Genomic DNA, 24210 nt, shown 5'->3' with positions numbered 1-24210 from the left:
GGATCGAAAAGCACTCTCGATGTCATCCCGTGGCTTGTCCAGGAGATCCAGAAAAAGCAACTTTTAATACTAATAATTTTAGTATTTTAACGCTAATTTACTGAAGTTTTGACAAAAATTCTAATTTTTCTGACTAAAGTAAAAATTTATATTTAAAGTTAAATATTTAGTGCTTTTATCAGCTTAAAAGCGATATTTCTACAATTTAAAGTAAATTATTTGATATATAATACAAATTATAGATTGATACACTCGCCACTTTTTTTAATCTCTCAACCTGAATTCTGGATTAATCTAGGTTTGGAAGTAAGTATTTACAAGGGATAGAAGATACTCTATATAATTTTTAGCAAAAAAACAAGAGTATCCCCATGAAGAAAGATATTACTGCATTATTTTGTTTTGTCGATGATTTTTGTAAAATTAGCGAGCAGTGGATTAATAAATCATTTCTACCATTAATTAATAAAAACCCTACAAGAAAGCCTGAAATAAGCTATTCTGAGCTGTTAACAATAGTGCTTTTATACCATCAATCACCTTGTAAAAACTTTAAATATTTTTATATAGCTAACGCGGAAAGGTTTTTACCATAGTTTTTGTATTTACTCACATATTCACCAGATCTAAATCCTATTAAACATTGCTGGACTAACTTTAAAAACTGTTTACGTAAAATTATTGATCAATGCCTAAGTTTTTCCTAATCTGTGGTAGAAACATTTCCGTGTTAGCTATATGTCCTATCTACAATTATATAAATCAGACTTTGTAACTCTTCCATCATATACTCGTTTTATAGCTCTAAAACCAAGAGTGCTGAGTTATTTAGTTTTATTACTTGAATGGTATATGCAGGCAGCTCAATCTACGGGAGTTTCTTATATTGACGCCACATCTTTAGAACCTGAATTCTGGATTAGCTAATTTTGAGATATAGCAGGTTTGTTAGGTTTCATACAGTATGCAATTAGGGCGGATAAGATATGTACGGAAAGTTCTATAATTAATTAAGCCAGATATAATCAATTTTTAATCTCTCAGGGTTTAATTCCCCGAAGCTCTGCTTCGTGATATCATAAGAAACAACTAAAACTTTTTTAGATACCTCGTAGCTCTGCTGCGAGGAGCATCATTAATTTGCTTAAGTTTTAAACTAAGCTTTGCTTCTAGTAATTGTTGAACCAAATTAGCTGCTGTTGTATATAATACACGTCTACCAGCAAGACACCACTCACGTGCTAAACCTATACTAAGATGACTTTTGCCAGTGCCAGGATTACCAAAAATAAGTATATTTTCATAGCGATCCATAAATTCTCCTTGTGCAAGATATTGGATCTTAGTTGGCGATAATCCTGGGATACGCTTAATATCAAAGTTGCTTAATAACTTATCTCGAGAGAGTTTTGCTTGCTTCAGCAATCTGGCAATACGTTGTTGTTGTTTATGTTCTAACTCACGTATGGCTAACTCCTGTAGATAATCTATATATGTTTTCTTTTCTTGCTCAAAGCTTTCTGCAACTGATTTATAGCACGATGCAAAAGTAGGTAAGCAAAGGTTCTTGGCTTTGTTGCATAAATAAGCTTTTGAATATACTGCCCCTAACCCCGCAATGCTAGCCTAGCCAACAGGCACAGAGATAGGTTTACCAATTTCAAACATTTTGTTTAATAAGTGGCATTTAATAGACATTTCTTTTGTCATATTTTGATCATGTCTTGATAGAAACTTACTACCAAAAGAAGTTTTAAATCGAAAGAACGTGTTCTCTACACGCTCCCTTCTACCATAATTATTCTTTACCCTCCATGCTTGGTATCCTTTGTTTTGTTGATATATAACAGCTGCATCTCTCTCAGTTTTATCCCTAAGCGATTGAACTTTTACTGAAGAGTTTGGGGGTCTAATAACTGGTTTTATCTTCTTCTTTCTCAACAATTGATATGTAGATTCACCGTCATACCCTCGATCTCCCAGAAAATCCTTGGCTCTGACATTAGCTATTAGTAGTCCAATCTGTGATCTATCATCTATAGTATGCTCTGTGGTACTATCGGCAAGTATCATACCTTGATCTTCTATAACGATATGTAGCTTTTTCCATATGCGACGCTTATATTGCTTACCATGCTTATTTTCTAGCCATTCGTTCCCTGTGTAGGCTTGTATCCCTGTACTATAGCTAACACGGAAATGTTTCTACCACATATTAGGAAAAACTTAGGCATTGATCAATAATTTTATGTAAACAGTTTTTAAAGTTAGTCCAGCAATGTTTAATAGTATTTAGATCTGGTGAATATGTGAGTAAATACAAAAACTATGGTAAAAACCTTTTCGCGTTAGCTATATCCATTGAAATACAACTAAATTCTTTATCTTGATTTCCATGTAAATACCTAAGATCTAATGACTTCATACGCTTACTTAATGTTGTATAGTCTGGACATCTAATAGATAAACCCGATATTTCAAAGAGCCAGTTTATAAAGGGTAAATTCCAGTATTAATTAAGCCAGATTTATATTTTCTTCCCATACCTCATGGCTTTGTTGCATAAATAAGATTTGTAGAGCAAGAGTGGTGATAATCTGGTAAGATGTCCTGAATTAAAAATAATCCAGATTATATGAGATCTCGGAAGAAAGCCCCTTTTAGTAAATCACGCAAGTATTCTAAATATAAAATAACGAATTGGTCAGAATATAATAATTTTTTACGCAATAGGGGTCGCATAGATTTTATGATTGCCAGTGATTTGGCGATTGGCTGGTATGCTGATTACAGAGAGGAAATGAAACGAGGAAGACCTAGACGCTATAGTGATCACGCTATATTACAGTGTTTGAAGATCAGATGCTTATTCGGTCTTAAGTTACGCCAAACCCAAGGCTTTATAAACTGGCTCTTTGAAATATCGGGTTTATCTATTAGATGTCCAGACTATACAACATTAAGTAAGCGTATGAAGTCATTAGATCTTAGGTATTTACATGGAAATCAAGATAAAGAATTTAGTTGTATTTCAATGGATAGTACAGGGATACAAGCCTACACAGGGAACGAATGGCTAGAAAATAAGCATGGTAAGCAATATAAGCGTCGCATATGGAAAAAGCTACATATCGTTATAGAAGATCAAGGTATGATACTTGCCGATAGTACCACAGAGCATACTATAGATGATAGATCACAGATTGGACTACTAATAGCTAATGTCAGAGCCAAGGATTTTCTGGGAGATCGAGGGTATGACGGTGAATCTACATATCAATTGTTGAGAAAGAAGAAGATAAAACCAGTTATTAGACCCCCAAACTCTTCAGTAAAAGTTCAATCGCTTAGGGATAAAACTGAGAGAGATGCAGCTGTTATATAGTCTATCCGCCAAAAACACTTCAAATCCTGATCATTTGTAATGGGATAGAGTTTTGACAACAAATTGCTAAGATTTTCAATAAAAATTAATAAGTTATGTTAATTTTTACTGATACATTTCTGTGTTGGTCTAATTTTGATATGGAGCTATTGTTAACGATTTTTTATCGTTCATCTAGTTTTTGCATGATGATATTTTTGATTTATGTGGAGTTAGACACGATTTGTAAATGATTTGCAATGCATCGTAAATTCAAACCAATAGCAGAGATTATTGGATTGATAATATCTCCTATCATACCTTTCAAGAAGTTTCTACCCATCCGACCATATTGCTTTAAGTGACCTATTATTGGTTCTATGGCACTGCGTCTCTTGATCATAGACTTGTCCTCTTGTAACAACTTCTTCCGCGTTTTTGGGGTATATACCTTACTCTTCTCCTTTACATTGCTACCACTATACCCAAGATCAACAAATGATTTCTTTATCTTGATTCCAGTGACACTCTCTACTGCTTCAAAGCTCTGATGCAATGTATGACCATCATAAGGATTATTATGAAACGATTTTGCGGATAAAACAAAATTTCTACGACCACTTACTACTACCGCTACTTTATTGCCAAACTCATATGGCTTGTTGCGTTTTCCCTTTCCTATACACTCTACTTCAGGGGCATGAAAACTATATAATACTTTGTTATCTTCTTTATATTGCTTTTTAGCTTCTCTTTTTAAAACAGATTGGTTATGTATTTGTTTTATTTTTTGCAATACTTCTTGATTTTTGAGAGACAAGTTTAATTGCTTATTTTTGATCTCACGCTCACATACTCTAATCAAACGACCCAGTAATATTTTTAAATGCTTCATTATTTTCCAACGCTTCTTGGCTTTACTATGTTCTTTATATTTCCATAGCTTTACTATATCGCGTTTATAGGTTCTAGCGTATGTTTCATTCAAATGTATACCCAAACTGTTGCAAAGCTTTACTATGCTAAGCCTAGCTTTATCCATTAAATAAACATCGTGTGGGTGTTTGATATTCTTAATTTGTACAGTCGTATCAGCGATGATTAATTCCAAATCTTTTTTTTTAATTGTGTTAGTTTTTATCCCAACCCTGATCAACTCCGATAATATCTCATTATATCCAGCTTCACCTAATACACTACGAAACCGTCGTATACTAGTTTCCGAGATAGCTATGTCTTTTTCTATATATTCCCACCCGCAGAAATACTGCCAATACATATTCTCTTTTAGCTCTTCCTCTGATAATGAATCTGAAAAATTATACATTGCTTGTAGCATCGTTATGCCAAGCATCACTCTATGACATTTTCTATTTCTACCAAATTTCTTAATACAAACATTTTTTGATAACCACTCTTCGAGCCTAGACCAATTTATTAATTCTCTTAATTTATATAGCTTATTATTTGGGTTTAATTCTTCTTTTAATTTATAACCAAACAGTTTCCCTTGTTCTTGCGATTTGATAATGTTGTCTATTGGCATTGACTGAAATCCATAAGGTTTATGACCATATTTTATCATTTTCTTACGGATTGTTGTATTACTTCTTGTCTTAAAACCATATTATCTATAAGGCTTGTAGAGTTTTGGCGGACGGACTATATATCAACAAAACAAAGGATACCAAGCATGGAGGGTAAAGAATAATTATGGTAGAAGGGAGCGTGTAGAGAACACGTTCTTTCGATTTAAAACTTCTTTTGGTAGTAAGTTTCTATCAAGACATGATCAAAATATGACAAAAGAAATGTCTATTAAATGCCACTTATTAAACAAAATGTTTGAAATTGGTAAACCTATCTCTGTGCCTGTTGGCTAGGCTAGCATTGCGGGGTTAGGGGCAGTATATTCAAAAGCTTATTTATGCAACAAAGCCCAGCACCACCAGGGAAAAGCGTAGCATATTTTTGATCAATACGATATAGTAACTCGTTTAACGAGCAAGATTCATGCAACGGTTCTACATTAGGACGCAAAATATAAATACCATCCTTTAGTCTATGCACCTTATCAAGTAGGTTGTAATCATACGTCCCACCGCCTAATATTTTATTTTCTACTGAGTCTATATCTCTATTAAATTGTAAAGTAGTAATATTACTCTTATTATCAGGATTTGATGCAATAATAGCTGTATGGCCTCGCACAAGGTAAATATCACCAGGTTGGATTAATTTTAATTGTTCATCTTTGATATCACCTCTTAAAAAAGTAACGGGATTATAATGATATTCATTGCCTGGGTTAGAATATGCTGCCTTCATAGTGATAGTACTTATACTTTCAACTTGTTCGGTAGTAAGGTATGTTGCTTTACCTACAGATGTCGAACAATCTTCAGCACCAAATAATAATTGCTTTTTAAAATCACGTTGAGCACCATATTGATAATCTCCAAACAGCATCATGCTCTGTGTAGAAGAGAAAGGATAAGAGTACGGTATCAAGTCATCCGGTAAGTGATAGCTAGTATTACGACAAGAGAATGATGTAGCCGCACCAACCATACTGTCTTGCTTTTTATTACAAGTGGCAGCAAGACTCGCAAGCAATACTGAACTGACAGAAGGATTCTCATTACCCCAATATGTCTGTTCACTTGGCGATTGTAAAGTTGGGAGCTCACAAGGGTCAATAGTATTAGTTAATTTATGATAAAATTTACCATCATTTATTTGGCTAACTAACGTCTCCTCTTGACTCTCTGCCCAGTGTTTAGCCATATTAAGTTGTAAGTGAGTTTTATTAGTCTTTATAGGATATCCTATATTACTTAAGTCTTGATCTTTTAAATAGTTATTAATTACTATACTAGTACCATTAAATTCTTTTAAGCTTTGTGTAAACAGTGTGACTAATTCTGCATCTGATATATCAGTATGTTGTTCACGATATTCAAGAATAATCTTTTGTATTTTATCTTGACTATCTTTTGTGTAGAAGTTAAGATTTGATCTTACAGACACTATAAATTTTGCCCCTGATTGTCAGTTAAATTTTGACTGTCAGATACATATTCAAGATACAAGATTTCATTATTCTTTTCAACAGCTAATTTCTTACTATCCTTAAAAGTTTGCATAGGAGTTTTTCCATAACAATATTTACCAGAATGAGGTCTTTCATTATTGAAATACTCTAGCCAGATATCAAGATCTAATTGTAGGTCATCAAGAGCTGTATAAATCTTTTTCCGCATAGCTGTATCAAAGAATTCTTGTTTCATGGTTTTATTAAAACGCTCACACATACCGTTTGTTTGAGGAGAATATGCTTTAGTAGTAGTATGCTCTATACCTTCGATACTTAGAAATAATTCAAAAGCATGATGCTCTATATTCCCCTTATATTCTGACCCACGATCTGTCAGAATACGAAGTATTGGTATCCCTTGAGTCTCATACCATGGTAACACTCGGTCATTAAGCATATCAGCAGCAGTTAAAGCTGTTTTATCAGTATATAGTTTAACATCAGCTACTCTGCTGTAGCTATCAATAAATACCTGAGAATAAACCTTACCTATACCCTTAAAGTTGCCTACATAATATGTATCTTGGCATCCTAGATACCCTGGATGCTGTGTCTCAATTTCTCCATGAGCTTCTTTTTCATTACGACGCTTCTCTAGCACTTGTAATTGTGCCTCAGTAAGCACAATACCATCTTGAGCCATTTTTGCTTCTAATGCTTTAAGTCTTTTACTGATGTTGTTTAAATCATTACGTAACCAAATTGATCTTACTCCCCCAGGTGATACAAGTACACCTGTCTTTTTAAGCTCATTTGATACTCTTAGCTGACCATATGCTGGATATTCTATTGCCATATCTAGTACTGCTTTCTCTACAGCAGGATCAACTCTATTCGCTATTATTGGCTTTCTTCGACTAATTTCATACAACGCTTCTTCGCCACCAGTTTCATACAGTTCTTTAAATCTGTAATAACTATCTCTACTATATCCCATCGCTTTACATGCTGATGATATACTACCAAGGCTCTTAGCTAATTCAAGTAAACCTAATTTTGGTTTTATTATTTTTTGATTTAAGTTCATTCTTTATCTCCATTTAATAATTAATTTATTTTACTAAATGTAAGATATAATCTCAACTATTACAGATTTAACACGTACTGATAATATTGTAGGTGCATTCCATTTCCTGATTGGTAACTCTTGTAAATGAACTAATTCTTCAGCTAATTTTTCTTTTCTACAGCTATTGCGCTTTTCTTTAATTTGTGTAAGGAATAATTCATAAGCTTTTAAATCAACAAAATTACGTGATCCACGTAATAGCAGATGTTGATTCACTGCTTGCTTAAATGTATCATGACTTTTTTCAACAGAACCATTTTCATGACTGACGCCTGGATTATTTCGCGATGGTGCAAAATTGTAATAACCAAGCAATTCTTGCCATCTTTCTGTAAATTGTCTACTATTACCACATTGCTTGGTAGCTGCACTTAAATTATCTGTACGATGCTCTGGTAAAACTCCACCTAACTCCCATACAGCTTTTTCAAACCCTGATGCTAATATATCAAAACTTTCACTATGGCATATGCTAAAAGTTTCCCAACATGAATAAGGCAACATAAAATGAAATAGTAAGTGAGGATATGGTTGCCCACCAATACAAATACCCAATTGATTCATATTGGTCCAATCAGACTGACTCTGTTTGCCAGGAAGAATATTTTGTAAAAAGATTACTGTCTTATCCTTACCATGTGCAGCTCTCCATTGTTTTAACCTTTTCTGCAAACAGCGTAATTGCTTCCCATTATAATTCCCATGATACTTTTCTGTCAAATATGCTAATATGGTAGTTGCTTGCAACTCCGGTGCTGATTCTAGCATTGATTCTATTTCATCCCAGTGCTTCACAAATGGATCCTTACGTGTCCTATATTTACGTATTGTGCGTAATTCGCTTGGATACTTATTAATACGTAAATACTTACGTGCCGTTTTTACACTCATACCTGCTTTTGCAGCAGAAATTATCTGATTATATTTTTTGATCTTTTGCATTAAAATACCTACTTGGTTATTTGTACATGTTATCAGTAATTCTCGAATAATATTTAAATATTTAAAAATAAATTTTTATTCGATTTTACTGTCCATAGTTACTTCTTTTTTATAGGTAATTTTAATGTTCGTTGAGGGTAATTCTAATATTCGTTAGTCAATTATCAAAAAAGTTTTAATTATACAATACTTACGCTATGTTATTATAAATAAGCTTAAAAACCCTTGATGTCAAGGTACGTTTTTATAGTGCATCACTTCATAAGATCCCTGAATGCATGGGAATTATGCGACACATAGAGTAAGTCTTGTTATATTCTCTTTACTGCACAGGTATTTCCTTACCATTTTGGTCTTTGAGTTCAATTCTAGGCAAAATAATGGTCAAGATGCCATTTTTTAGCTTAGAAGAAATGGCATTTTGATCAATATCATCATACAGAGAGATAACATAATTAAATTTTTTATTTAAATGATCAGTAGCACTATTTGCTTTAGTATCGTCAATGTTAGCTTCAATAAAAAGCTTATAATTATTTACTTTAAGTTTAATGTTGTCCTTATCATATCCTGGTATTTCTAGGACTAGGATATATTGTTTATCTTGAGTAATTAATTTACTTTTTATAGAACTTGAGTCATAGATAGATAATCTATCATCAAATATGCTATTCCAGTAATAATCAAAGGCAGAGAAAGGACGATTAATAAAATCTAATGGATGACGTAAATAAATAGTATTAGTATAATGATTACTATTTGATGTTTTTTTATCCTCAGCCGCAATGGTTGGATTAGCCAATAAAATAACAGTAATGCAAGTTATTAAAAATTTAATATTGTTGTATAACATAATTACCTTCTTTTACTTCAATTTGACTATATAACATATAAGGTTAATTTATAGAATTGTAACATAATTATATATCTAAACTAGATATAGTTTTAGAATAGAAAAATTCAAGTAATTATTCATGACGCTTATATCCTCCTAGGAATCTAATAAGGTATAAAAATAGGTTAATAAAGTCTAGATATAAGTTAAAAGCAGCTACAATAGACATTTTTTGTGCTAAATGATTGTCAGTATTAGTGAAGTAAAAAGATTTAATTTTTTGAGTATCCCAAGCTATTAGCCCAATGAAGATGATTACTCCTAGAAAAGAAGAAGCAAAATACACAGCAGGACTTTGCAAGAAAAGGTTAACCAGTGCAGTAAGCAGTAATCCAACAAGTCCCATTACAAAGAAAGAACCCCAAGAAGTAAGATCCTTATTAGTGCTATATCCATATAAGCTCATTATACCAAAAACAGCAGCACAAATAAAGAAAGTTCTAGCAATAGAGATAGTAGTGTAAATAAGAAATAGGTACGATAAAGACATGCCTACTAGAGCTGCATATATCCAAAATAAAGTTTGAGCTGATTGGATAGATGGTAAATTCCAGTATTAATTAAGCCAGATTTATATTTTCTTCCCATACCTCATTGGGTGTTTTATAACCGAGCACTTTTCTTGGTAAATTATTTAAAAAATCCTCAATTTCTTGTAATTGCTTTATTGTTAATTTTTTTATATCTAAAGATTTAGAGTATACTCTGTGCACCATTGAGTTAATCTTCTCTATCAATGGTTTTTGCCATGGAGAATAAGGATTGCAAAAATATACTTTTCGTTCAGATTTTGGCAATAGTTGTTCATGATTGGTAAATTCTTTGCCATTATCTAACGTTATGCTTTTGATTATATGCGACAATTGTTTAAGTTTTTTATTCATGTTACCAATCACATCTTGTGTTCTTTTTGAACGGTTTAAAGTGAGAAACACTTTTTGTGTTCTGATATCCACAAGAGCGCCTATATTACGACTTTGATTACCTTTGTTAAAAGTTAAATCACCTTCTAAATGACCTATTGCTGCTATCTTTCTATTTATCTCTGGTCTTTCAGTAATGGAAACTCGATTTGGTATTGTAATTCTTTTGTTTCTGATTCTTGTACCATGATGCAACCTATTTTTCCTTTTTCTTGCTAAAGATAAATATAATTTTTGCCTTTGTGCTATAGGAGATGTATAAATAAACTGGTATATACTCTCTGTAGAAATATTGACAGTATCTCGTGATAGTTTACGTCTACCTGAAATTATATCTGGTGAAATACCCTGTGTTAACTGCTTTATTATTTCTGCTCGTAAATTATTATCAATATCTAATTTTCTTTTTCTCTTACCTTGCCTTAAACTGCAAGCAAGTGTGTTAGCCCTATCTGGTCTATAATTATGCCTCATTCTCTTGAGTTCATAACATATAGTGCTTTTATCACGGCCAATCTTTGTCCCTATATATCGCGAGCTATAACCACTCTTATTCATTTCGTATATTTTAAATCTTTCATCTATCGTTAAATGAGCCATGATATATCTATATTTAAATGATGCTCCTCGCAGCAGAGCTACGAGGTATCTAAAAAAGTTTTAGTTGTTTCTTATGATATCACGAAGCAGAGCTTCGGGGAATTAAACCCTGAGAGATTAAAAATTGATTATATCTGGCTTAATTAATTATAGAACTTTCCAAATAATGCAGTAATATCTTTCTTCATGGGGATACTCTTGTTTTTTTGCTAAAAATTATATAGAGTATCTTCTATCCCTTGTAAATACTTACTTCCAAACCTAGATTAATCCAGAATTCAGGTTACAAGAAGCTAAGCCACACAGTTTACGATTGCACTTATCATATAGTATGGGTGACTAAATATCGCTATAATATATTGGTAGGAGAGTCAAGGACCTAATCCAAGAGATATGTAAGAATAATGGTGTAGAGATATTAAGAGGGAAGATAGCTTCAAATCACGTACATATCTATGTCAGGAGTTTCGCACTTAGCAAAAAGTATGTTAATCTAGAGAAAAATAGTTTTAGATAAAAATGACAAGAACAAAATGTAGCAAGGACTTATATAAATCATTTTTACAAGCAAGTAGTGTCAGATATACTAGCAAGGCATTATCTGAAGTGAGTCCAGTAGATCTATCTCACGATAGTGCAAGTCGATGGTTAAAGAGTAAGGATTTTCGTCCTAGCGAAATCTATAAGGAAGTGTCAAAATATATAGATTGGGAAGCACCGTGTTTATTAGTGGGGGATGACACCTTATTATCAAAGCAATACAGTCAGAAGATTGAGCTTGTACGTTATCAATATTCTGGAGCTGTACATGATGTTATACCTGGTATAGGAATGGTAAACTTACTACATTACAATACTAAAATTGCTCAATCTACTCCCGTAGATTATAGAATATATGATAAAGACACTGATGGTAAAACAAAGAATGAGCATTTTTGTGATATGCTTACTTTAGCTAAAGAAAGAGGTCTCAATCCTGATGCCATAGTCATGGATGCTTGGTATAGCGGGTTGAAGAATTTAAAACATATACGTAATTTAGGCTGGCTATGGGTTACCACCCTAAGGAAAAATAGAAAAGTTAATCATAATGTTAGCTTGGAAAGTTTAGAGATACCCGATGAGGGGCTAAAAATTCACCTACGTGGATACGGTTGGGTTACGGTATTTAAGTTTGTGGCAAAGAATGGTCGCATTGATTACATAACAACGAACTTGGACAATCCCACACGTGAGCAAATAGAGAAAATTGTTAAGGCACGTTGGTCTATAGAGGTTTATCATCGAGAATTAAAACAAACTTGTGGTATTGAACGCTGTCAGGCACGCACGGGCCGAGCTCAAAGAAATCATATTTGCCTTGCAGTATTTGCCTGGCTTGATATGAATAAAAGGAGGATAAATGAAAACATTACTTTATATCAACAAACTTGGGAAGTTATAAAAACATCAATTCAAAACAATATCAGATGGCTTTTAACTGATTCGCAACTTTGCTAAGTGCGAAACTCCTGTATGTATCTGTGCCACCTTATCAAAGTATTAGTAAGGTGGTACAGTATCTAAAAGGAAAGAGTTCAAGGAAGATTCAGCAGGAATTTCCAGAATTACGGCAACAGTATTGGGGTAAACACTTATGGGCTGTGGGATATTTTGTCAGAACCACAGGCAATGTGACTGACAAAATGATTAAGGATTATATTGATAAACATGAATCGAGAGATGATAAGTTTGGAAACTTTCAAGTTGAAAACTAGCTATAGCTAAGGCATTTATGCCGTAATCTTAAGCCCTGCATTTACAATGCAGGGTGATTAACTATTATTTTCTGGATCTAGTTCCCAAGCCACGGGATGACATCGTTTTATATTAGGAGTATCAAAAAAATGGACACGATATTTGCACAAAGCTCTAGCTTTGGTAAAGCAGGGGTAGCAGTTTTTAGAGTTTCTGGGGCTAAAAGTTTAGAGGTTTTAAAGTTACTAACTGGTAAATCTAATTTTAAACCACGCTTTATGTATTATCAAAAACTTACTTCCCCAGAAAGCAATGACTTAATTGATAATGCTATGGTTGTTTATTTCAAAGCACCTAATAGCTTTACCGGCGAAGATGTGGTGGAAATTCATACGCACGGTAGTAAAGCCATCTCTATAATGCTTACGAATGCTTTACTAAACATACCAGGTGTTCGTTTGGCAGAAGCAGGGGAATTCACCAAAAGAGCTTTTCTAAATAATAAATTCGATTTAACTGCAGCAGAGGGCATTGCCGATTTAATTAATGCTGAAACAATTATGCAACATAAACAGGCAATTAGGCAAGCAGGGGGAGCACTTGAAGAACTATATAATAGCTGGCGAAGTCAGTTGCTGCGGATTATATCTTTACTTGAGGCTTATATAGATTTTCCTGATGAAGATATACCAAAAAGCGTATTAAAAGATGTTACAAATACTCATAAAACACTTATAAACACAATATCCGAATATCTTAATGATAATAGAAAAGGAGAATTGCTCCGAAGTGGGTTAAAGCTCGCAATTATAGGACCACCGAATGCTGGCAAGTCTAGCCTACTTAATTTCCTGATGCGAAGAGATATTGCAATTGTCTCAAATATAGCAGGTACTACTAGAGATATAATAGAGGGACATTTGGATATAGGCGGATACCCTATTATTTTGCAAGATACAGCAGGTATAAGAGGCGAAAGCAATGATGTTATAGAACAAGAGGGGATAAAGAGGGCAATAGATTCAGCAAAAAACGCTGATATTAAAATTGTGATGTTCGATGCTGAGACTTTAGACTCCGCAGTCAATGAAGATATAACAGGTTTGATTGATGAAAATACTATTGTAATAATTAACAAAATTGACCTTATTCCCGAAAATAGAATATTTAATATAGAAAATAAATATAAATGCTTAAAGGTTTCAATTAAAAACAATATAGCTTTACCGAGTATATTAAAAAACATTGAAGAAATTGCTGAAAATATGGCAGGTTTTACTGAAACGCCTTATATAACAAATGAACGCCACCGCCATCACCTTAAGCAAGTTCTTGCCTATCTAAAAGATTTTAACCTTGATAATGATTTAGTTCTAGCAACTGAAGATATCAGAATGACTATGCGTAGAATAGGTACTATTACAGGCATTATTGATGTTGAAGAAATCCTCGGCGAGATATTTAAGAATTTCTGTATAGGGAAGTGAGGAATCTGCATCATTGCGAGTGGCTTTGTTGCATAAATAAGATTTGTAGAGAAAGAGTGGTGATAATCTGGTAAGATGTCCTGAATTAAAAATAATCCAGATTATATGAGATCTCGGAAGAAAGCCCCTTTTAGTAAATCACGCAAGTATTCTAAACGCCAATTTAGGATAAGAGAAGTTGTTCTGGAGCTAAAGCATCAAGTTTTATACGAGATTTAGTGATAGCATAAGAGGCTCTCAGGAGTTTCGCACTTAGCAAATAATATGCTAATCTAGAGAAAAATAGTTTTAGATAAAAATGACAAGATCAAAATGTAGCAAAGATTTATATAAATCATTCTTACAAGCAAGTAGTGTAAGATATACTAGCAAAGCATTATCTGAAGTAAGTCCATTAGATCTATCGCACGATAGTGCAAGTCGATGGTTAAAGAGTAAGGATTTTCGCCCTAGCGAAATCTATAGCAAAGTGTCAAAATATATTGATCTGGAAGATCCTTGTTTATTAGTGGGAGATGACACCTTATTGTCAAAGCAATACAGTAAGAGGATCGAGCTTGTAAATTATCAATATTCTGGGGCTGTACATGATGTTATACCTGGTATAGGAATGGTAAACTTACTGCATTACAATACTCAAATTGATCAATCTACTCCTGTAGATTATAGAATATATGATAAAGAAACTGATGGTAAAACAAAGAACGAGCATTTTTGTGATATGCTTACTTTAGCTAAAGAAAGAGGTATCAAGCCTGATGCTATAGTTATGGATGCTTGGTATAGTGGTTTGGATAATTTAAAACATATACGTAATTTAGGTTGGATATGGGTTACCAACCTAAGAAAAAATAGAAAAGTTAATCGTAATGTTAGCTTGGAAACTTTAGAGATTCCCGATGAAGGGCTAAAAATTCACCTACGTGGATACGGTTGGGTTACGGTATTTAAGTTTGTGGCAAAAAATGGTCGCATTGATTACATAACAACTAATTTAGAGAATCCTACACGTGAGCAAATAGAGAAAATTGTTAAGGCGCGTTGGTCTATAGAAGTTTATCATCGAGAATTGAAACAAACTTGTGGTATTGAATGCTGTCAGGCACGCACGGGTCGAGCTCAAAGAAATCATATTTGCCTTGCTGTATTGGCCTGGCTTGATATGAACAAAAGGAGGATAAATGAAAACATTACTTTATATCAACAAACTTGGGAAGTTATAAAAACATCAATTCAGAACAACATTAAATGGCTTCTAACTAATACACAATTTTGCTAAGTGCGAAACTCCTGGCTCTGTCTCATCAATTGTGTAAATTTCGTAAACCATTAAATTCTACCATCAAATTTGATCATAAAATGAGCCATAGCTTCATTCCAATTGGGGATAGGCATAGACCATTTTTTGGTAATATAATCAATTGTCAGATATAAAACCTTAAATACTGCGTCATCATTTGGAAAGATGCGTTTATTCTTAGTAACGCCAATTTAGGATAAGAGAAGTTGTTCTGGAGCTAAAGCATCAAGTTTTATACGAGATTTAGTGATAGCATAAGAAGTAACACAAGCTAGAATATGCACCAAGAAGGCTCTGTCTCATCAATTGTGTAAATTTCGTGAACCATTAAATTCTATAGCTAACGCGGAAAGGTTTTTACCATAGTTTTTGTATTTACTCACATATTCACCAGATCTAAATCCTATTAAACATTACTGGACTAACTTTAAAAACTGTTTACGTAAAATTATTGATCAATGCCTAAGTTTTTCCTAATCTGTGGTAGAAACATTTCCGTGTTAGCTATACCATCAAATTTGATCATAAAATGAGCCATAGCTTCATTCCAATTGGGGATAGGCATAGACCATTTTTTGGTAATATAATCAATTGTCAGATATAAAACCTTAAATACTGCGTCATCATTTGGAAAGATGCGTTTATTCTTAGTAACGCCAATTTAGGATAAGAGAAGTTGTTCTGGAGCTAAAGCATCAAGTTTTATACGAGATTTAGTGATAGCATAAGAAGTAACACAAGCTAGAATATGCACCAAGAAGGCTCTGTCTCATCAATTGTGTAAATTTCGTGAACCATTAAATTCTATAGCTAACGCGGAAAGGTTTTTACCATAGTTTTTGTATTTACTCACATATTCACCAGATCTAAATCCTATTAAACATTACTGGACTAACTTTAAAAACTGTTTACGTAAAATTATTGATCAATGCCTAAGTTTTTCCTAATCTGTGGTAGAAACATTTCCGTGTTAGCTATACCATCAAATTTGATCATAAAATGAGCCATAGCTTCATTCCAATTGGGGATAGGCATAGACCATTTTTTGGTAATATAATCAATTGTCAGATATAAAACCTTAAATACTGCGTCATCATTTGGAAAGATGCGTTTATTCTTAGTAACTTTTCTCAATTGGCTATTCAGCGATTCTATCGCATTTGTAGTGTAAATAATCTTACGAATCTCCTTTGGATATTGCAAGAAAATTATCAAATTATCCCAATTATTATACCAAGATTTAGCTAGTCCGTCCGGCTTTGTTGCATAAATAAGATTTGTAGAGCAAGAGTGGTGATAATCTGGTAAGATGTCCTGAATTAAAAATAATCCAGATTATATGAGATCTCGGAAGAAAGCCCCTTTTAGTAAATCACGCAAGTATTCTAAATATAAAATAACGAATTGGTCAGAATATAATAATTTTTTACGCAATAGGGGTCGCATAGATTTTATGATTGCCAGTGATTTGGCGATTGGCTGGTATGCTGATTACAGAGAGGAAATGAAACGAGGAAGACCTAGACGCTATAGTGATCACGCTATATTACAGTGTTTGAAGATCAGATGCTTATTCGGTCTTAAGTTACGCCAAACCCAAGGCTTTATAAACTGGCTCTTTGAAATATCGGGTTTATCTATTAGATGTCCAGACTATACAACATTAAGTAAGCGTATGAAGTCATTAGATCTTAGGTATTTACATGGAAATCAAGATAAAGAATTTAGTTGTATTTCAATGGATAGTACAGGGATACAAGCCTACACAGGGAACGAATGGCTAGAAAATAAGCATGGTAAGCAATATAAGCGTCGCATATGGAAAAAGCTACATATCGTTATAGAAGATCAAGGTATGATACTTGCCGATAGTACCACAGAGCATACTATAGATGATAGATCACAGATTGGACTACTAATAGCTAATGTCAGAGCCAAGGATTTTCTGGGAGATCGAGGGTATGACGGTGAATCTACATATCAATTGTTGAGAAAGAAGAAGATAAAACCAGTTATTAGACCCCCAAACTCTTCAGTAAAAGTTCAATCGCTTAGGGATAAAACTGAGAGAGATGCAGCTGTTATATATCAACAAAACAAAGGATACCAAGCATGGAGGGTAAAGAATAATTATGGTAGAAGGGAGCGTGTAGAGAACACGTTCTTTCGATTTAAAACTTCTTTTGGTAGTAAGTTTCTATCAAGACATGATCAAAATATGACAAAAGAAATGTCTATTAAATGCCACTTATTAAACAAAATGTTTGAAATTGGTAAACCTATCTCTGTGCCTGTTGGCTAGGCTAGCATTGCGGGGTTAGGGGCAGTATATTCAAAAGCTTATTTATGCAACAAAGCCATACCTCATTGGGTGTTTTATAACCGAGCACTTTTCTTGGTAAATTATTTAAAAAATCCTCAATTTCTTGTAATTGCTTTATTGTTAATTTTTTTATATCTAAAGATTTAGAGTATACTCTGTGCACCATTGAGTTAATCTTCTCTATCAATGGTTTTTGCCATGGAGAATAAGGATTGCAAAAATATACTTTTCGTTCAGATTTTGGCAATAGTTGTTCATGATTGGTAAATTCTTTGCCATTATCTAACGTTATGCTTTTGATTATATGCGACAATTGTTTAAGTTTTTTATTCATGTTACCAATCACATCTTGTGTTCTTTTTGAACGGTTTAAAGTGAGAAACACTTTTTGTGTTCTGATATCCACAAGAGCGCCTATATTACGACTTTGATTACCTTTGTTAAAAGTTAAATCACCTTCTAAATGACCTATTGCTGCTATCTTTCTATTTATCTCTGGTCTTTCAGTAATGGAAACTCGATTTGGTATTGTAATTCTTTTGTTTCTGATTCTTGTACCATGATGCAACCTATTTTTCCTTTTTCTTGCTAAAGATAAATATAATTTTTGCCTTTGTGCTATAGGAGATGTATAAATAAACTGGTATATACTCTCTGTAGAAATATTGACAGTATCTCGTGATAGTTTACGTCTACCTGAAATTATATCTGGTGAAATACCCTGTGTTAACTGCTTTATTATTTCTGCTCGTAAATTATTATCAATATCTAATTTTCTTTTTCTCTTACCTTGCCTTAAACTGCAAGCAAGTGTGTTAGCCCTATCTGGTCTATAATTATGCCTCATTCTCTTGAGTTCATAACATATAGTGCTTTTATCACGGCCAATCTTTGTCCCTATATATCGCGAGCTATAACCACTCTTATTCATTTCGTATATTTTAAATCTTTCATCTATCGTTAAATGAGCCATGATATATCTATATTTAAATGATGCTCCTCGCAGCAGAGCTACGAGGTATCTAAAAAAGTTTTAGTTGTTTCTTATGATATCACGAAGCAGAGCTTCGGGGAATTAAACCCTGAGAGATTAAAAATTGATTATATCTGGCTTAATTAATTATAGAACTTTCCAAGCCTTGGGTTTGGCGTAACTTAAGACCGAATAAGCATCTGATCTTCAAACACTGTAATATAGCGTGATCACTATAGCGTCTAGGTCTTCCTCGTTTCATTTCCTCTCTGTAATCAGCATAATCGCCAAATCACTGGCAATCATAAAATCTATGCGACCCCTATTGCGTAAAAAATTATTATATTCTGACCAATTCGTTATTTTATATTTAGAATACTTGCGTGATTTACTAAAAGGGGCTTTCTTCCGAGATCTCATATAATCTGGATTATTTTTTAATGTCCCCCTTCGGGGATCAAAAATCCCTCGCCTTTAGGCGAAGGGAAGATATAATGAAATTGCTTTAGCAATGAATTTATATCAAGAAATATGAGAAGTTATAGAAAGAATAGTCATAGTCAGTATGATTTAAAAGTGCATCTTATATGGATACCAAAATATAGGAAGAGAATATTGATAGGCAAAGTATCGGAAAGGACTAGAGATTTACTGAGGCAGATTTGCATGGAACATGAAGTACATATAATTTCAGGGAAAATATCATGTGATCACGTACATATGTTTATCTCATATAAGCCGCAAATATCTCTTAGCAAGTTAGTACAGTATTTAAAAGGCATTAGCTCAAGAATTTTATTGCAAGAATTTACTCATTTACGAAAACAATTTTGGGGCAATCATTTGTGGGCTAGGGGCTATATGGCAGTCAGTTCAGGTAATATAACTGATGAAATGATACAGCACTATATTGATGAACAGGAAGGTGAACCTGTGAATGATGATCGATTTCTAATCGATTCCACTTTATAACCCCTCAGCTTATAGCTGAGGGTTGTTTAGTTCAGGACATCTTACCAGATTATCACCACTCTTGCTCTACAAATTTTATTTATGCAACAAAGCCGAGCGGAGCGGCTTTGTTGCATAAATAAGCTTTTGAATATACTGCCCCTAACCCCGCAATGCTAGCCTAGCCAACAGGCACAGAGATAGGTTTACCAATTTCAAACATTTTGTTTAATAAGTGGCATTTAATAGACATTTCTTTTGTCATATTTTGATCATGTCTTGATAGAAACTTACTACCAAAAGAAGTTTTAAATCGAAAGAACGTGTTCTCTACACGCTCCCTTCTACAATAATTATTCTTTACCCTCCATGCTTGGTATCCTTTGTTTTGTTGATATATAACAGCTGCATCTCTCTCAGTTTTATCCCTAAGCGATTGAACTTTTACTGAAGAGTTTGGGGGTCTAATAACTGGTTTTATCTTCTTCTTTCTCAACAATTGATATGTAGATTCACCGTCATACCCTCGATCTCCCAGAAAATCCTTGGCTCTGACATTAGCTATTAGTAGTCCAATCTGTGATCTATCATCTATAGTATGCTCTGTGGTACTATCGGCAAGTATCATACCTTGATCTTCTATAACGATATGTAGCTTTTTCCATATGCGACGCTTATATTGCTTACCATGCTTATTTTCTAGCCATTCGTGCCCTGTGTAGGCTTGTATCCCTGTACTATCCATTGAAATACAACTAAATTCTTTATCTTGATTTCCATGTAAATACCTAAGATCTAATGACTTCATACGCTTACTTAATGTTGTATAGTCTGGACATCTAATAGATAAACCCGATATTTCAAAGAGCCAGTTTATAAAGCCTTGGGTTTGGCGTAACTTAAGACCGAATAAGCATCTGATCTTCAAACACTGTAATATAGCGTGATCACTATAGCGTCTAGGTCTTCCTCGTTTCATTTCCTCTCTGTAATCAGCATACCAGCCAATCGCCAAATCACTGGCAATCATAAAATCTATGCGACCCCTATTGCGTAAAAAATTATTATATTCTGACCAATTCGTTATTTTATATTTAGAATACTTGCGTGATTTACTAAAAGGGGCTTTCTTCCGAGATCTCATATAATCTGGATTATTTTTTAATTCAGGACATCTTACCAGATTATCACCACTCTTGCTCTACAAATTTTATTTATGCAACAAAGCCATGCCGCATTACCTAAAAACTGTTTTTTCCAATTTTGAATTGTTTTAACACTTATTGCATATTTTGAAGCTAACTGACCAAGTGTCGACTCCTCTTTTATTAATTCTAATACTATCCCCGTTTTTTCTGAAGCACTGAAAATTTTTACTTTATTTTTCTTCATCTTTCCTCTTAAGTTTATTGCTATTTATTCTAACTTATTGCGGAAACACACTCCTTCATTTTTTTGTCCAATTTTTTCATGTATGGACCTCCTGTAGAATGCAAGAAAAAAATAACATCAATAATAAAAACAAACAAATGCAGTCATGTATCCGGCTTATAGCTGATAAATCAACCTAATTTATTCTACAGCCCTGATGGAATTCGCTGGCTTACAAACTATATACTTATCAGTCCATCGGCTTCTAAAAGAGCCACTGAAAAACGCAGTTTTTTTGTAAGCTAAGGTTTGTCTTATTTACCATCAATATTAATTATCTCAAGCATATTTCGGGTTGGAATCTCTTACATATTGTTTTGCTTTTACCTATTCATTATATAAATCACCATTTATTTTACTTATAAGTGCTATGCTACACACTCTTTAGCTACAAACTTTACTCTCTACATAATCATCTCCTGATCTTAGTACAGCAAACACCACTCTTGCCAACTTATTAGCTATGGCAACTGTCGTTTTATTATGGCTACTTCGCTCAGATAAATTAAACATCCATTTCGTAAATTGGCTAAAATCTTTTTTAGATTTCTGTTCTTCCGATGTAAATCTTATCTTGGCATTTAGTACAGCTCTAGCCCCTTGAATTAATAAAGTGCGTAAGTATACATCACCTCGCTTGCTAATTCCCAGCAGCTTATCCTTCCCACCACTTGAATGTTGTCTTGGCACTAATCCTAGCCATGCCGATAATTGCCTGCCATTCTCAAAACTTGTAGCATTACCTATTGATGCTATTAAAGCAGTAGCAGTAATTAAACCAAGACCAGGTATAGCTCTTAATCGTTGATATTGAGTTAGGTTACTTGCTATCATTGTTAATCGTTTTTCTATCTCTTTTATTTTTCTGTTATTATCTAAGAATTCTTCTTTTAGTTCACTAAATGTTTGATAACTTAACTGGCTTAATTTCCCTGCATCTAAAATCTCAATTAATTTTGTGATAACCTTATTAATGCCTTGAGGAACAATAAAACCAAACTCATGTAGTAGCCCCCTAATTTCATTAGCAAGTGCTGTACGATTTTTTACCAATCTCTCTCTTACCCTATGTATTGATAAAATTTCTTGTTGCTCTATAGTTTTAATTGCAACAAATCTCATATAGCTAACACGGAAATGTTTCTACCACAGATTAGGAAAAACTTAGGCATTGATCAATAATTTTACGTAAACAGTTTTTAAAGTTAGTCCAGCAATGTTTAATAGGATTGAGATCTGGTGAATATGTGAGTAAATACAAAAACTATGGTAAAAACCTTTCCGCGTTAGCTATATTAGGTCTTGTCACGGCTTCACATATCGCTTCAGCATCTGCTTGATCATTTTTATTAGTTTTAACATATGGTTTGACAAATTGCGGTGCCATTAGTTTTACTTCATGCCCTAATTTAGTTATTTCTCTTGCCCAATAACTAGAACCACCACAAGCTTCCATCCCTACTAAACATTGTGGTAAATTAGCCATAAATGTCAAAACCTGATCTCTCATCAATTTTTTCTTTAATACTGTCTTGCCATTTTTATCTACACCATGAATTTGAAAAATTCTTTTTGCAATATCTATACCAATTGTAGTAACCTCCATATGGACCTCCTTAATTGTTGTTTTAATCTCTCAGGGTTTAATTCCCCGAAGCTCTGCTTCGTGATATCATAAGAAACAACTAAAACTTTTTTAGATACCTCGTAGCTCTGCTGCGAGGAGCATCATTATGTTAAATATTAACCCTAGAAGATTAGCAACTGCTTTTCATTCTCTATATCAGGAGGTCCATACCATTAGTCCATTATATTTTTCTTTAAGATTTGGATATTTCTCAAACATTTTCTTAGTAAGTAATACTTTTTATGATTTGAGTTATTTTTGTTGGGCTATACATTGGTATTGACTGTAATAAAAAATGTACGTGATCTTTATCTACTCCTATTTCTAAAAACCTAATTTCATAACGATCTTCTATGTGCTCACAAATTTTACACAAATAATCATCTCGTTCTTGATTGAATATTACTCTTCTATACTTTGCCGGCGTTACTAAATGATATATTAGTACTGTGACATTATCAGGAGTTTCGCACTTAGCAAAGTTGCGAATCAGTTAAAAGCCATCTGATATTGTTTTGAATTGATGTTTTTATAACTTCCCAAGTTTGTTGATATAAAGTAATGTTTTCATTTATCCTCCTTTTATTCATATCAAGCCAGGCAAATACTGCAAGGCAAATATGATTTCTTTGAGCTCGGCCCGTGCGTGCCTGACAGCGTTCAATACCACAAGTTTGTTTTAATTCTCGATGATAAACCTCTATAGACCAACGTGCCTTAACAATTTTCTCTATTTGCTCACGTGTGGGATTTTCCAAGTTCGTTGTTATGTAATCAATGCGACCATTCTTTGCCACAAACTTAAATACCGTAACCCAACCGTATCCACGTAGGTGAATTTTTAGCCCCTCATCGGGTATCTCTAAACTTTCCAAGCTAACATTATGATTAACTTTTCTATTTTTCCTTAGGGTGGTAACCCATAGCCAGCCTAAATTACGTATATGTTTTAAATTCTCCAACCCGCTATACCAAGCATCCATGACTATGGCATCAGGATTGAGACCTCTTGCTTTAGCTAAAGTAAGCATATCACAAAAATGCTCATTCTTTGTTTTACCATCAGTGTCTTTATCATATATTCTATAATCTACGGGAGTAGATTGAGCAATTTTAGTATTGTAATGTAGTAAGTTTACCATTCCTATACCAGGTATAACATCATGTACAGCTCCAGAATATTGATAACGTACAAGCTCAATCTTCTGACTGTATTGCTTTGATAATAAGGTGTCATCCCCCACTAATAAACACGGTGCTTCCCAATCTATATATTTTGACACTTCCTTATAGATTTCGCTAGGACGAAAATCCTTACTCTTTAACCATCGACTTGCACTATCGTGAGATAGATCTACTGGACTCACTTCAGATAATGCCTTGCTAGTATATCTGACACTACTTGCTTGTAAAAATGATTTATATAAGTCCTTGCTACATTTTGTTCTTGTCATTTTTATCTAAAACTATTTTTCTCTAGATTAACATACT

At 33.6% G+C, this 24210-nt stretch carries 20 protein-coding genes and 11 pseudogenes; 10 read left to right on the top strand and 21 right to left on the bottom strand.

From position 1 onward, the window contains the following. Positions 1-371: 371 nt before the first annotated feature. Both AAHI98_RS07715 and AAHI98_RS07710 read left to right on the top strand, forming a co-directional pair. Positions 372-560 (top strand): annotated as a pseudogene (locus AAHI98_RS07715) (IS982 family transposase); the annotation flags it as partial. A gap of 163 nt (positions 561-723) precedes the next feature. Further along, positions 724-903, top strand: a pseudogene (locus AAHI98_RS07710) (IS982 family transposase); the annotation flags it as partial. A 186-nt stretch (positions 904-1089) separates the two neighbouring features. Here the strand turns inward: AAHI98_RS07710 and AAHI98_RS07705 are convergent. After that, complete coding sequence (locus tag AAHI98_RS07705) at positions 1090-1620, bottom strand: ATP-binding protein (RefSeq protein WP_342226129.1); 531 nt, start codon at positions 1618-1620, stop codon at positions 1090-1092. A gap of 6 nt (positions 1621-1626) precedes the next feature. Next, positions 1627-2175, bottom strand: coding sequence for a transposase (locus AAHI98_RS07700; RefSeq protein WP_342226128.1), 549 nt, complete (start codon positions 2173-2175; stop codon positions 1627-1629). 460 nt (positions 2176-2635) lie between these two features. Between AAHI98_RS07700 and AAHI98_RS07695 the strand changes: the two genes are divergently transcribed. Further along, positions 2636-3385 carry an IS5 family transposase gene (locus AAHI98_RS07695; protein ID WP_342225554.1) on the top strand — a complete coding sequence of 250 codons (750 nt, stop codon included), beginning with the start codon at positions 2636-2638 and terminating at the stop codon, positions 3383-3385. Positions 3386-3587: 202 nt separating this feature from the next. Here the strand turns inward: AAHI98_RS07695 and AAHI98_RS07690 are convergent, their stop codons facing one another. The 7 genes and pseudogenes from AAHI98_RS07690 to AAHI98_RS07660 form a co-directional block, all read right to left on the bottom strand. Continuing rightward, the gene (locus tag AAHI98_RS07690) at positions 3588-4949 is read right to left on the bottom strand and encodes an IS5 family transposase (protein WP_342224717.1); all 1362 of its coding nucleotides are present in this window, start codon (positions 4947-4949) and stop codon (positions 3588-3590) included. A gap of 299 nt (positions 4950-5248) precedes the next feature. After that, positions 5249-6394 carry an RP439 family protein gene (locus tag AAHI98_RS07685; protein WP_342225553.1) on the bottom strand — a complete coding sequence of 382 codons (1146 nt, stop codon included), beginning with the start codon at positions 6392-6394 and terminating at the stop codon, positions 5249-5251. Continuing rightward, complete coding sequence (locus AAHI98_RS07680) at positions 6394-7488, bottom strand: IS481 family transposase (protein ID WP_342224693.1); 1095 nt, start codon at positions 7486-7488, stop codon at positions 6394-6396. The genes AAHI98_RS07685 and AAHI98_RS07680 overlap by 1 nt, the downstream gene beginning before the upstream one ends. Before the next feature lie 33 nt (positions 7489-7521). Further along, on the bottom strand, positions 7522-8472 hold the full coding sequence (gene istA / locus AAHI98_RS07675; protein ID WP_342225552.1) for an IS21 family transposase: 951 nt from the start codon (positions 8470-8472) through the stop codon (positions 7522-7524). Between the two features lie 322 nt (positions 8473-8794). Further along, on the bottom strand, positions 8795-9325 hold the full coding sequence (locus AAHI98_RS07670) for an Hsp20/alpha crystallin family protein (protein ID WP_342225551.1): 531 nt from the start codon (positions 9323-9325) through the stop codon (positions 8795-8797). A 115-nt stretch (positions 9326-9440) separates the two neighbouring features. Further along, positions 9441-9896, bottom strand: a pseudogene (locus AAHI98_RS07665) (Bax inhibitor-1/YccA family protein); the annotation flags it as partial. Between the two features lie 31 nt (positions 9897-9927). Beyond that, positions 9928-10890, bottom strand: coding sequence for an IS30 family transposase (locus AAHI98_RS07660; protein WP_342224646.1), 963 nt, complete (start codon positions 10888-10890; stop codon positions 9928-9930). Between the two features lie 269 nt (positions 10891-11159). Between AAHI98_RS07660 and tnpA (AAHI98_RS07655) the strand changes: the two are divergent. From tnpA (AAHI98_RS07655) to AAHI98_RS07635, 5 genes and pseudogenes are all read left to right on the top strand, one after another. Then, positions 11160-11350 (top strand): annotated as a pseudogene (tnpA, locus tag AAHI98_RS07655) (IS200/IS605 family transposase); the annotation flags it as partial. A gap of 59 nt (positions 11351-11409) precedes the next feature. Then, the gene (locus AAHI98_RS07650; protein ID WP_342224818.1) at positions 11410-12390 is read left to right on the top strand and encodes an IS701 family transposase; all 981 of its coding nucleotides are present in this window, start codon (positions 11410-11412) and stop codon (positions 12388-12390) included. 11 nt (positions 12391-12401) lie between these two features. After that, positions 12402-12647: pseudogene (gene tnpA, locus AAHI98_RS07645) on the top strand (IS200/IS605 family transposase); the annotation flags it as partial. Positions 12648-12776: 129 nt separating this feature from the next. After that, complete coding sequence (mnmE, locus tag AAHI98_RS07640; protein WP_342226127.1) at positions 12777-14114, top strand: tRNA uridine-5-carboxymethylaminomethyl(34) synthesis GTPase MnmE; 1338 nt, start codon at positions 12777-12779, stop codon at positions 14112-14114. Positions 14115-14412: 298 nt separating this feature from the next. Further along, the gene (locus AAHI98_RS07635; RefSeq protein WP_342224656.1) at positions 14413-15393 is read left to right on the top strand and encodes an IS701 family transposase; all 981 of its coding nucleotides are present in this window, start codon (positions 14413-14415) and stop codon (positions 15391-15393) included. A gap of 50 nt (positions 15394-15443) precedes the next feature. Here the strand turns inward: AAHI98_RS07635 and AAHI98_RS18605 are convergent. The 3 pseudogenes from AAHI98_RS18605 to AAHI98_RS07630 all read right to left on the bottom strand — a co-directional run. Then, positions 15444-15599, bottom strand: a pseudogene (locus tag AAHI98_RS18605) (IS256 family transposase); the annotation flags it as partial. A 263-nt stretch (positions 15600-15862) separates the two neighbouring features. Beyond that, a pseudogene (locus AAHI98_RS18600) lies at positions 15863-16069 on the bottom strand (hypothetical protein); the annotation flags it as partial. 263 nt (positions 16070-16332) lie between these two features. Further along, positions 16333-16662: pseudogene (locus tag AAHI98_RS07630) on the bottom strand (transposase); the annotation flags it as partial. Between the two features lie 91 nt (positions 16663-16753). Here AAHI98_RS07630 and AAHI98_RS07625 point away from each other — a divergent pair. Continuing rightward, positions 16754-17716 carry an IS5 family transposase gene (locus AAHI98_RS07625; RefSeq protein WP_342224734.1) on the top strand — a complete coding sequence of 321 codons (963 nt, stop codon included), beginning with the start codon at positions 16754-16756 and terminating at the stop codon, positions 17714-17716. A gap of 1 nt (position 17717) precedes the next feature. On the opposite strand, the gene AAHI98_RS07620 is transcribed toward AAHI98_RS07625, so the two are convergent. The 3 genes from AAHI98_RS07620 to AAHI98_RS07610 all read right to left on the bottom strand — a co-directional run bounded on the left by AAHI98_RS07620 (position 17718) and on the right by AAHI98_RS07610 (position 19130). Next, the gene (locus AAHI98_RS07620) at positions 17718-18710 is read right to left on the bottom strand and encodes an IS30 family transposase (protein ID WP_342225409.1); all 993 of its coding nucleotides are present in this window, start codon (positions 18708-18710) and stop codon (positions 17718-17720) included. A gap of 139 nt (positions 18711-18849) precedes the next feature. Next, the gene (locus tag AAHI98_RS07615) at positions 18850-18972 is read right to left on the bottom strand and encodes a transposase (RefSeq protein WP_342225408.1); all 123 of its coding nucleotides are present in this window, start codon (positions 18970-18972) and stop codon (positions 18850-18852) included. Continuing rightward, the gene (locus AAHI98_RS07610; protein ID WP_342225407.1) at positions 18969-19130 is read right to left on the bottom strand and encodes a hypothetical protein; all 162 of its coding nucleotides are present in this window, start codon (positions 19128-19130) and stop codon (positions 18969-18971) included. Before AAHI98_RS07610 ends, AAHI98_RS07615 begins: the two co-directional genes overlap by 4 nt. A gap of 111 nt (positions 19131-19241) precedes the next feature. On the opposite strand from AAHI98_RS07610, the gene tnpA (AAHI98_RS07605) reads away from it, so the two are divergent. Then, positions 19242-19682 (top strand): IS200/IS605 family transposase, encoded by a 441-nt coding sequence (gene tnpA / locus AAHI98_RS07605; protein ID WP_095568239.1) that lies wholly within the window; start codon positions 19242-19244, stop codon positions 19680-19682. 160 nt (positions 19683-19842) lie between these two features. Here the strand turns inward: tnpA (AAHI98_RS07605) and AAHI98_RS07600 are convergent, their stop codons facing one another. The 6 genes and pseudogenes from AAHI98_RS07600 to AAHI98_RS07575 all read right to left on the bottom strand — a co-directional run bounded on the left by AAHI98_RS07600 (position 19843) and on the right by AAHI98_RS07575 (position 24173). Next, on the bottom strand, positions 19843-20805 hold the full coding sequence (locus AAHI98_RS07600; protein WP_342225550.1) for an IS5 family transposase: 963 nt from the start codon (positions 20803-20805) through the stop codon (positions 19843-19845). Between the two features lie 32 nt (positions 20806-20837). Next, positions 20838-21053: a helix-turn-helix domain-containing protein gene (locus AAHI98_RS07595; protein ID WP_342224723.1), complete on the bottom strand. Its 216-nt coding sequence runs from the start codon at positions 21051-21053 to the stop codon at positions 20838-20840. Positions 21054-21476: 423 nt separating this feature from the next. Continuing rightward, a pseudogene (locus tag AAHI98_RS07590) lies at positions 21477-22211 on the bottom strand (IS110 family RNA-guided transposase); the annotation flags it as partial. A gap of 148 nt (positions 22212-22359) precedes the next feature. After that, positions 22360-22698 (bottom strand): annotated as a pseudogene (locus AAHI98_RS07585) (IS110 family transposase); the annotation flags it as partial. Positions 22699-22948: 250 nt separating this feature from the next. Continuing rightward, a pseudogene (gene tnpA, locus AAHI98_RS07580) lies at positions 22949-23209 on the bottom strand (IS200/IS605 family transposase); the annotation flags it as partial. Then, positions 23193-24173 carry an IS701 family transposase gene (locus tag AAHI98_RS07575; protein WP_342225548.1) on the bottom strand — a complete coding sequence of 327 codons (981 nt, stop codon included), beginning with the start codon at positions 24171-24173 and terminating at the stop codon, positions 23193-23195. The pseudogene tnpA (AAHI98_RS07580) and the gene AAHI98_RS07575, both read right to left, overlap by 17 nt. Between the last annotated feature and the right edge of the window lie 37 nt (positions 24174-24210).

Source organism: Rickettsia endosymbiont of Urophora cardui (assembly GCF_964030725.1).
In the GTDB taxonomy this organism is placed as follows: domain Bacteria; phylum Pseudomonadota; class Alphaproteobacteria; order Rickettsiales; family Rickettsiaceae; genus Rickettsia.
Note: the sequence above shows the minus strand (reverse complement) of the source record. Positions and strands in the feature narration are given on the sequence as shown.

Excerpts from the sequence above, each read along its gene's own strand:
- AAHI98_RS07610 (WP_342225407.1), bottom strand. The coding sequence starts at position 19,130 with ATGAGATCTCGGAAGAAAGCCCCTTTTAGTAAATCACGCAAGTATTCT.
- AAHI98_RS07680 (WP_342224693.1), bottom strand. The coding sequence starts at position 7,488 with ATGAACTTAAATCAAAAAATAATAAAACCAAAATTAGGTTTACTTGAA.
- AAHI98_RS07695 (WP_342225554.1), top strand. The coding sequence starts at position 2,636 with ATGAGATCTCGGAAGAAAGCCCCTTTTAGTAAATCACGCAAGTATTCT.
- AAHI98_RS07660 (WP_342224646.1), bottom strand. The coding sequence starts at position 10,890 with ATGGCTCATTTAACGATAGATGAAAGATTTAAAATATACGAAATGAAT.
- AAHI98_RS07690 (WP_342224717.1), bottom strand. The coding sequence starts at position 4,949 with ATGATAAAATATGGTCATAAACCTTATGGATTTCAGTCAATGCCAATA.
- tnpA (WP_095568239.1), top strand. The coding sequence starts at position 19,242 with ATGAGAAGTTATAGAAAGAATAGTCATAGTCAGTATGATTTAAAAGTG.
- AAHI98_RS07670 (WP_342225551.1), bottom strand. The coding sequence starts at position 9,325 with ATGTTATACAACAATATTAAATTTTTAATAACTTGCATTACTGTTATT.
- AAHI98_RS07620 (WP_342225409.1), bottom strand. The coding sequence starts at position 18,710 with ATGGCTCATTTAACGATAGATGAAAGATTTAAAATATACGAAATGAAT.
- istA (WP_342225552.1), bottom strand. The coding sequence starts at position 8,472 with ATGCAAAAGATCAAAAAATATAATCAGATAATTTCTGCTGCAAAAGCA.
- AAHI98_RS07635 (WP_342224656.1), top strand. The coding sequence starts at position 14,413 with ATGACAAGATCAAAATGTAGCAAAGATTTATATAAATCATTCTTACAA.
- AAHI98_RS07615 (WP_342225408.1), bottom strand. The coding sequence starts at position 18,972 with ATGAAACGAGGAAGACCTAGACGCTATAGTGATCACGCTATATTACAG.
- AAHI98_RS07650 (WP_342224818.1), top strand. The coding sequence starts at position 11,410 with ATGACAAGAACAAAATGTAGCAAGGACTTATATAAATCATTTTTACAA.
- AAHI98_RS07625 (WP_342224734.1), top strand. The coding sequence starts at position 16,754 with ATGAGATCTCGGAAGAAAGCCCCTTTTAGTAAATCACGCAAGTATTCT.
- AAHI98_RS07600 (WP_342225550.1), bottom strand. The coding sequence starts at position 20,805 with ATGAGATCTCGGAAGAAAGCCCCTTTTAGTAAATCACGCAAGTATTCT.
- AAHI98_RS07595 (WP_342224723.1), bottom strand. The coding sequence starts at position 21,053 with ATGAAGAAAAATAAAGTAAAAATTTTCAGTGCTTCAGAAAAAACGGGG.
- mnmE (WP_342226127.1), top strand. The coding sequence starts at position 12,777 with ATGGACACGATATTTGCACAAAGCTCTAGCTTTGGTAAAGCAGGGGTA.
- AAHI98_RS07575 (WP_342225548.1), bottom strand. The coding sequence starts at position 24,173 with ATGACAAGAACAAAATGTAGCAAGGACTTATATAAATCATTTTTACAA.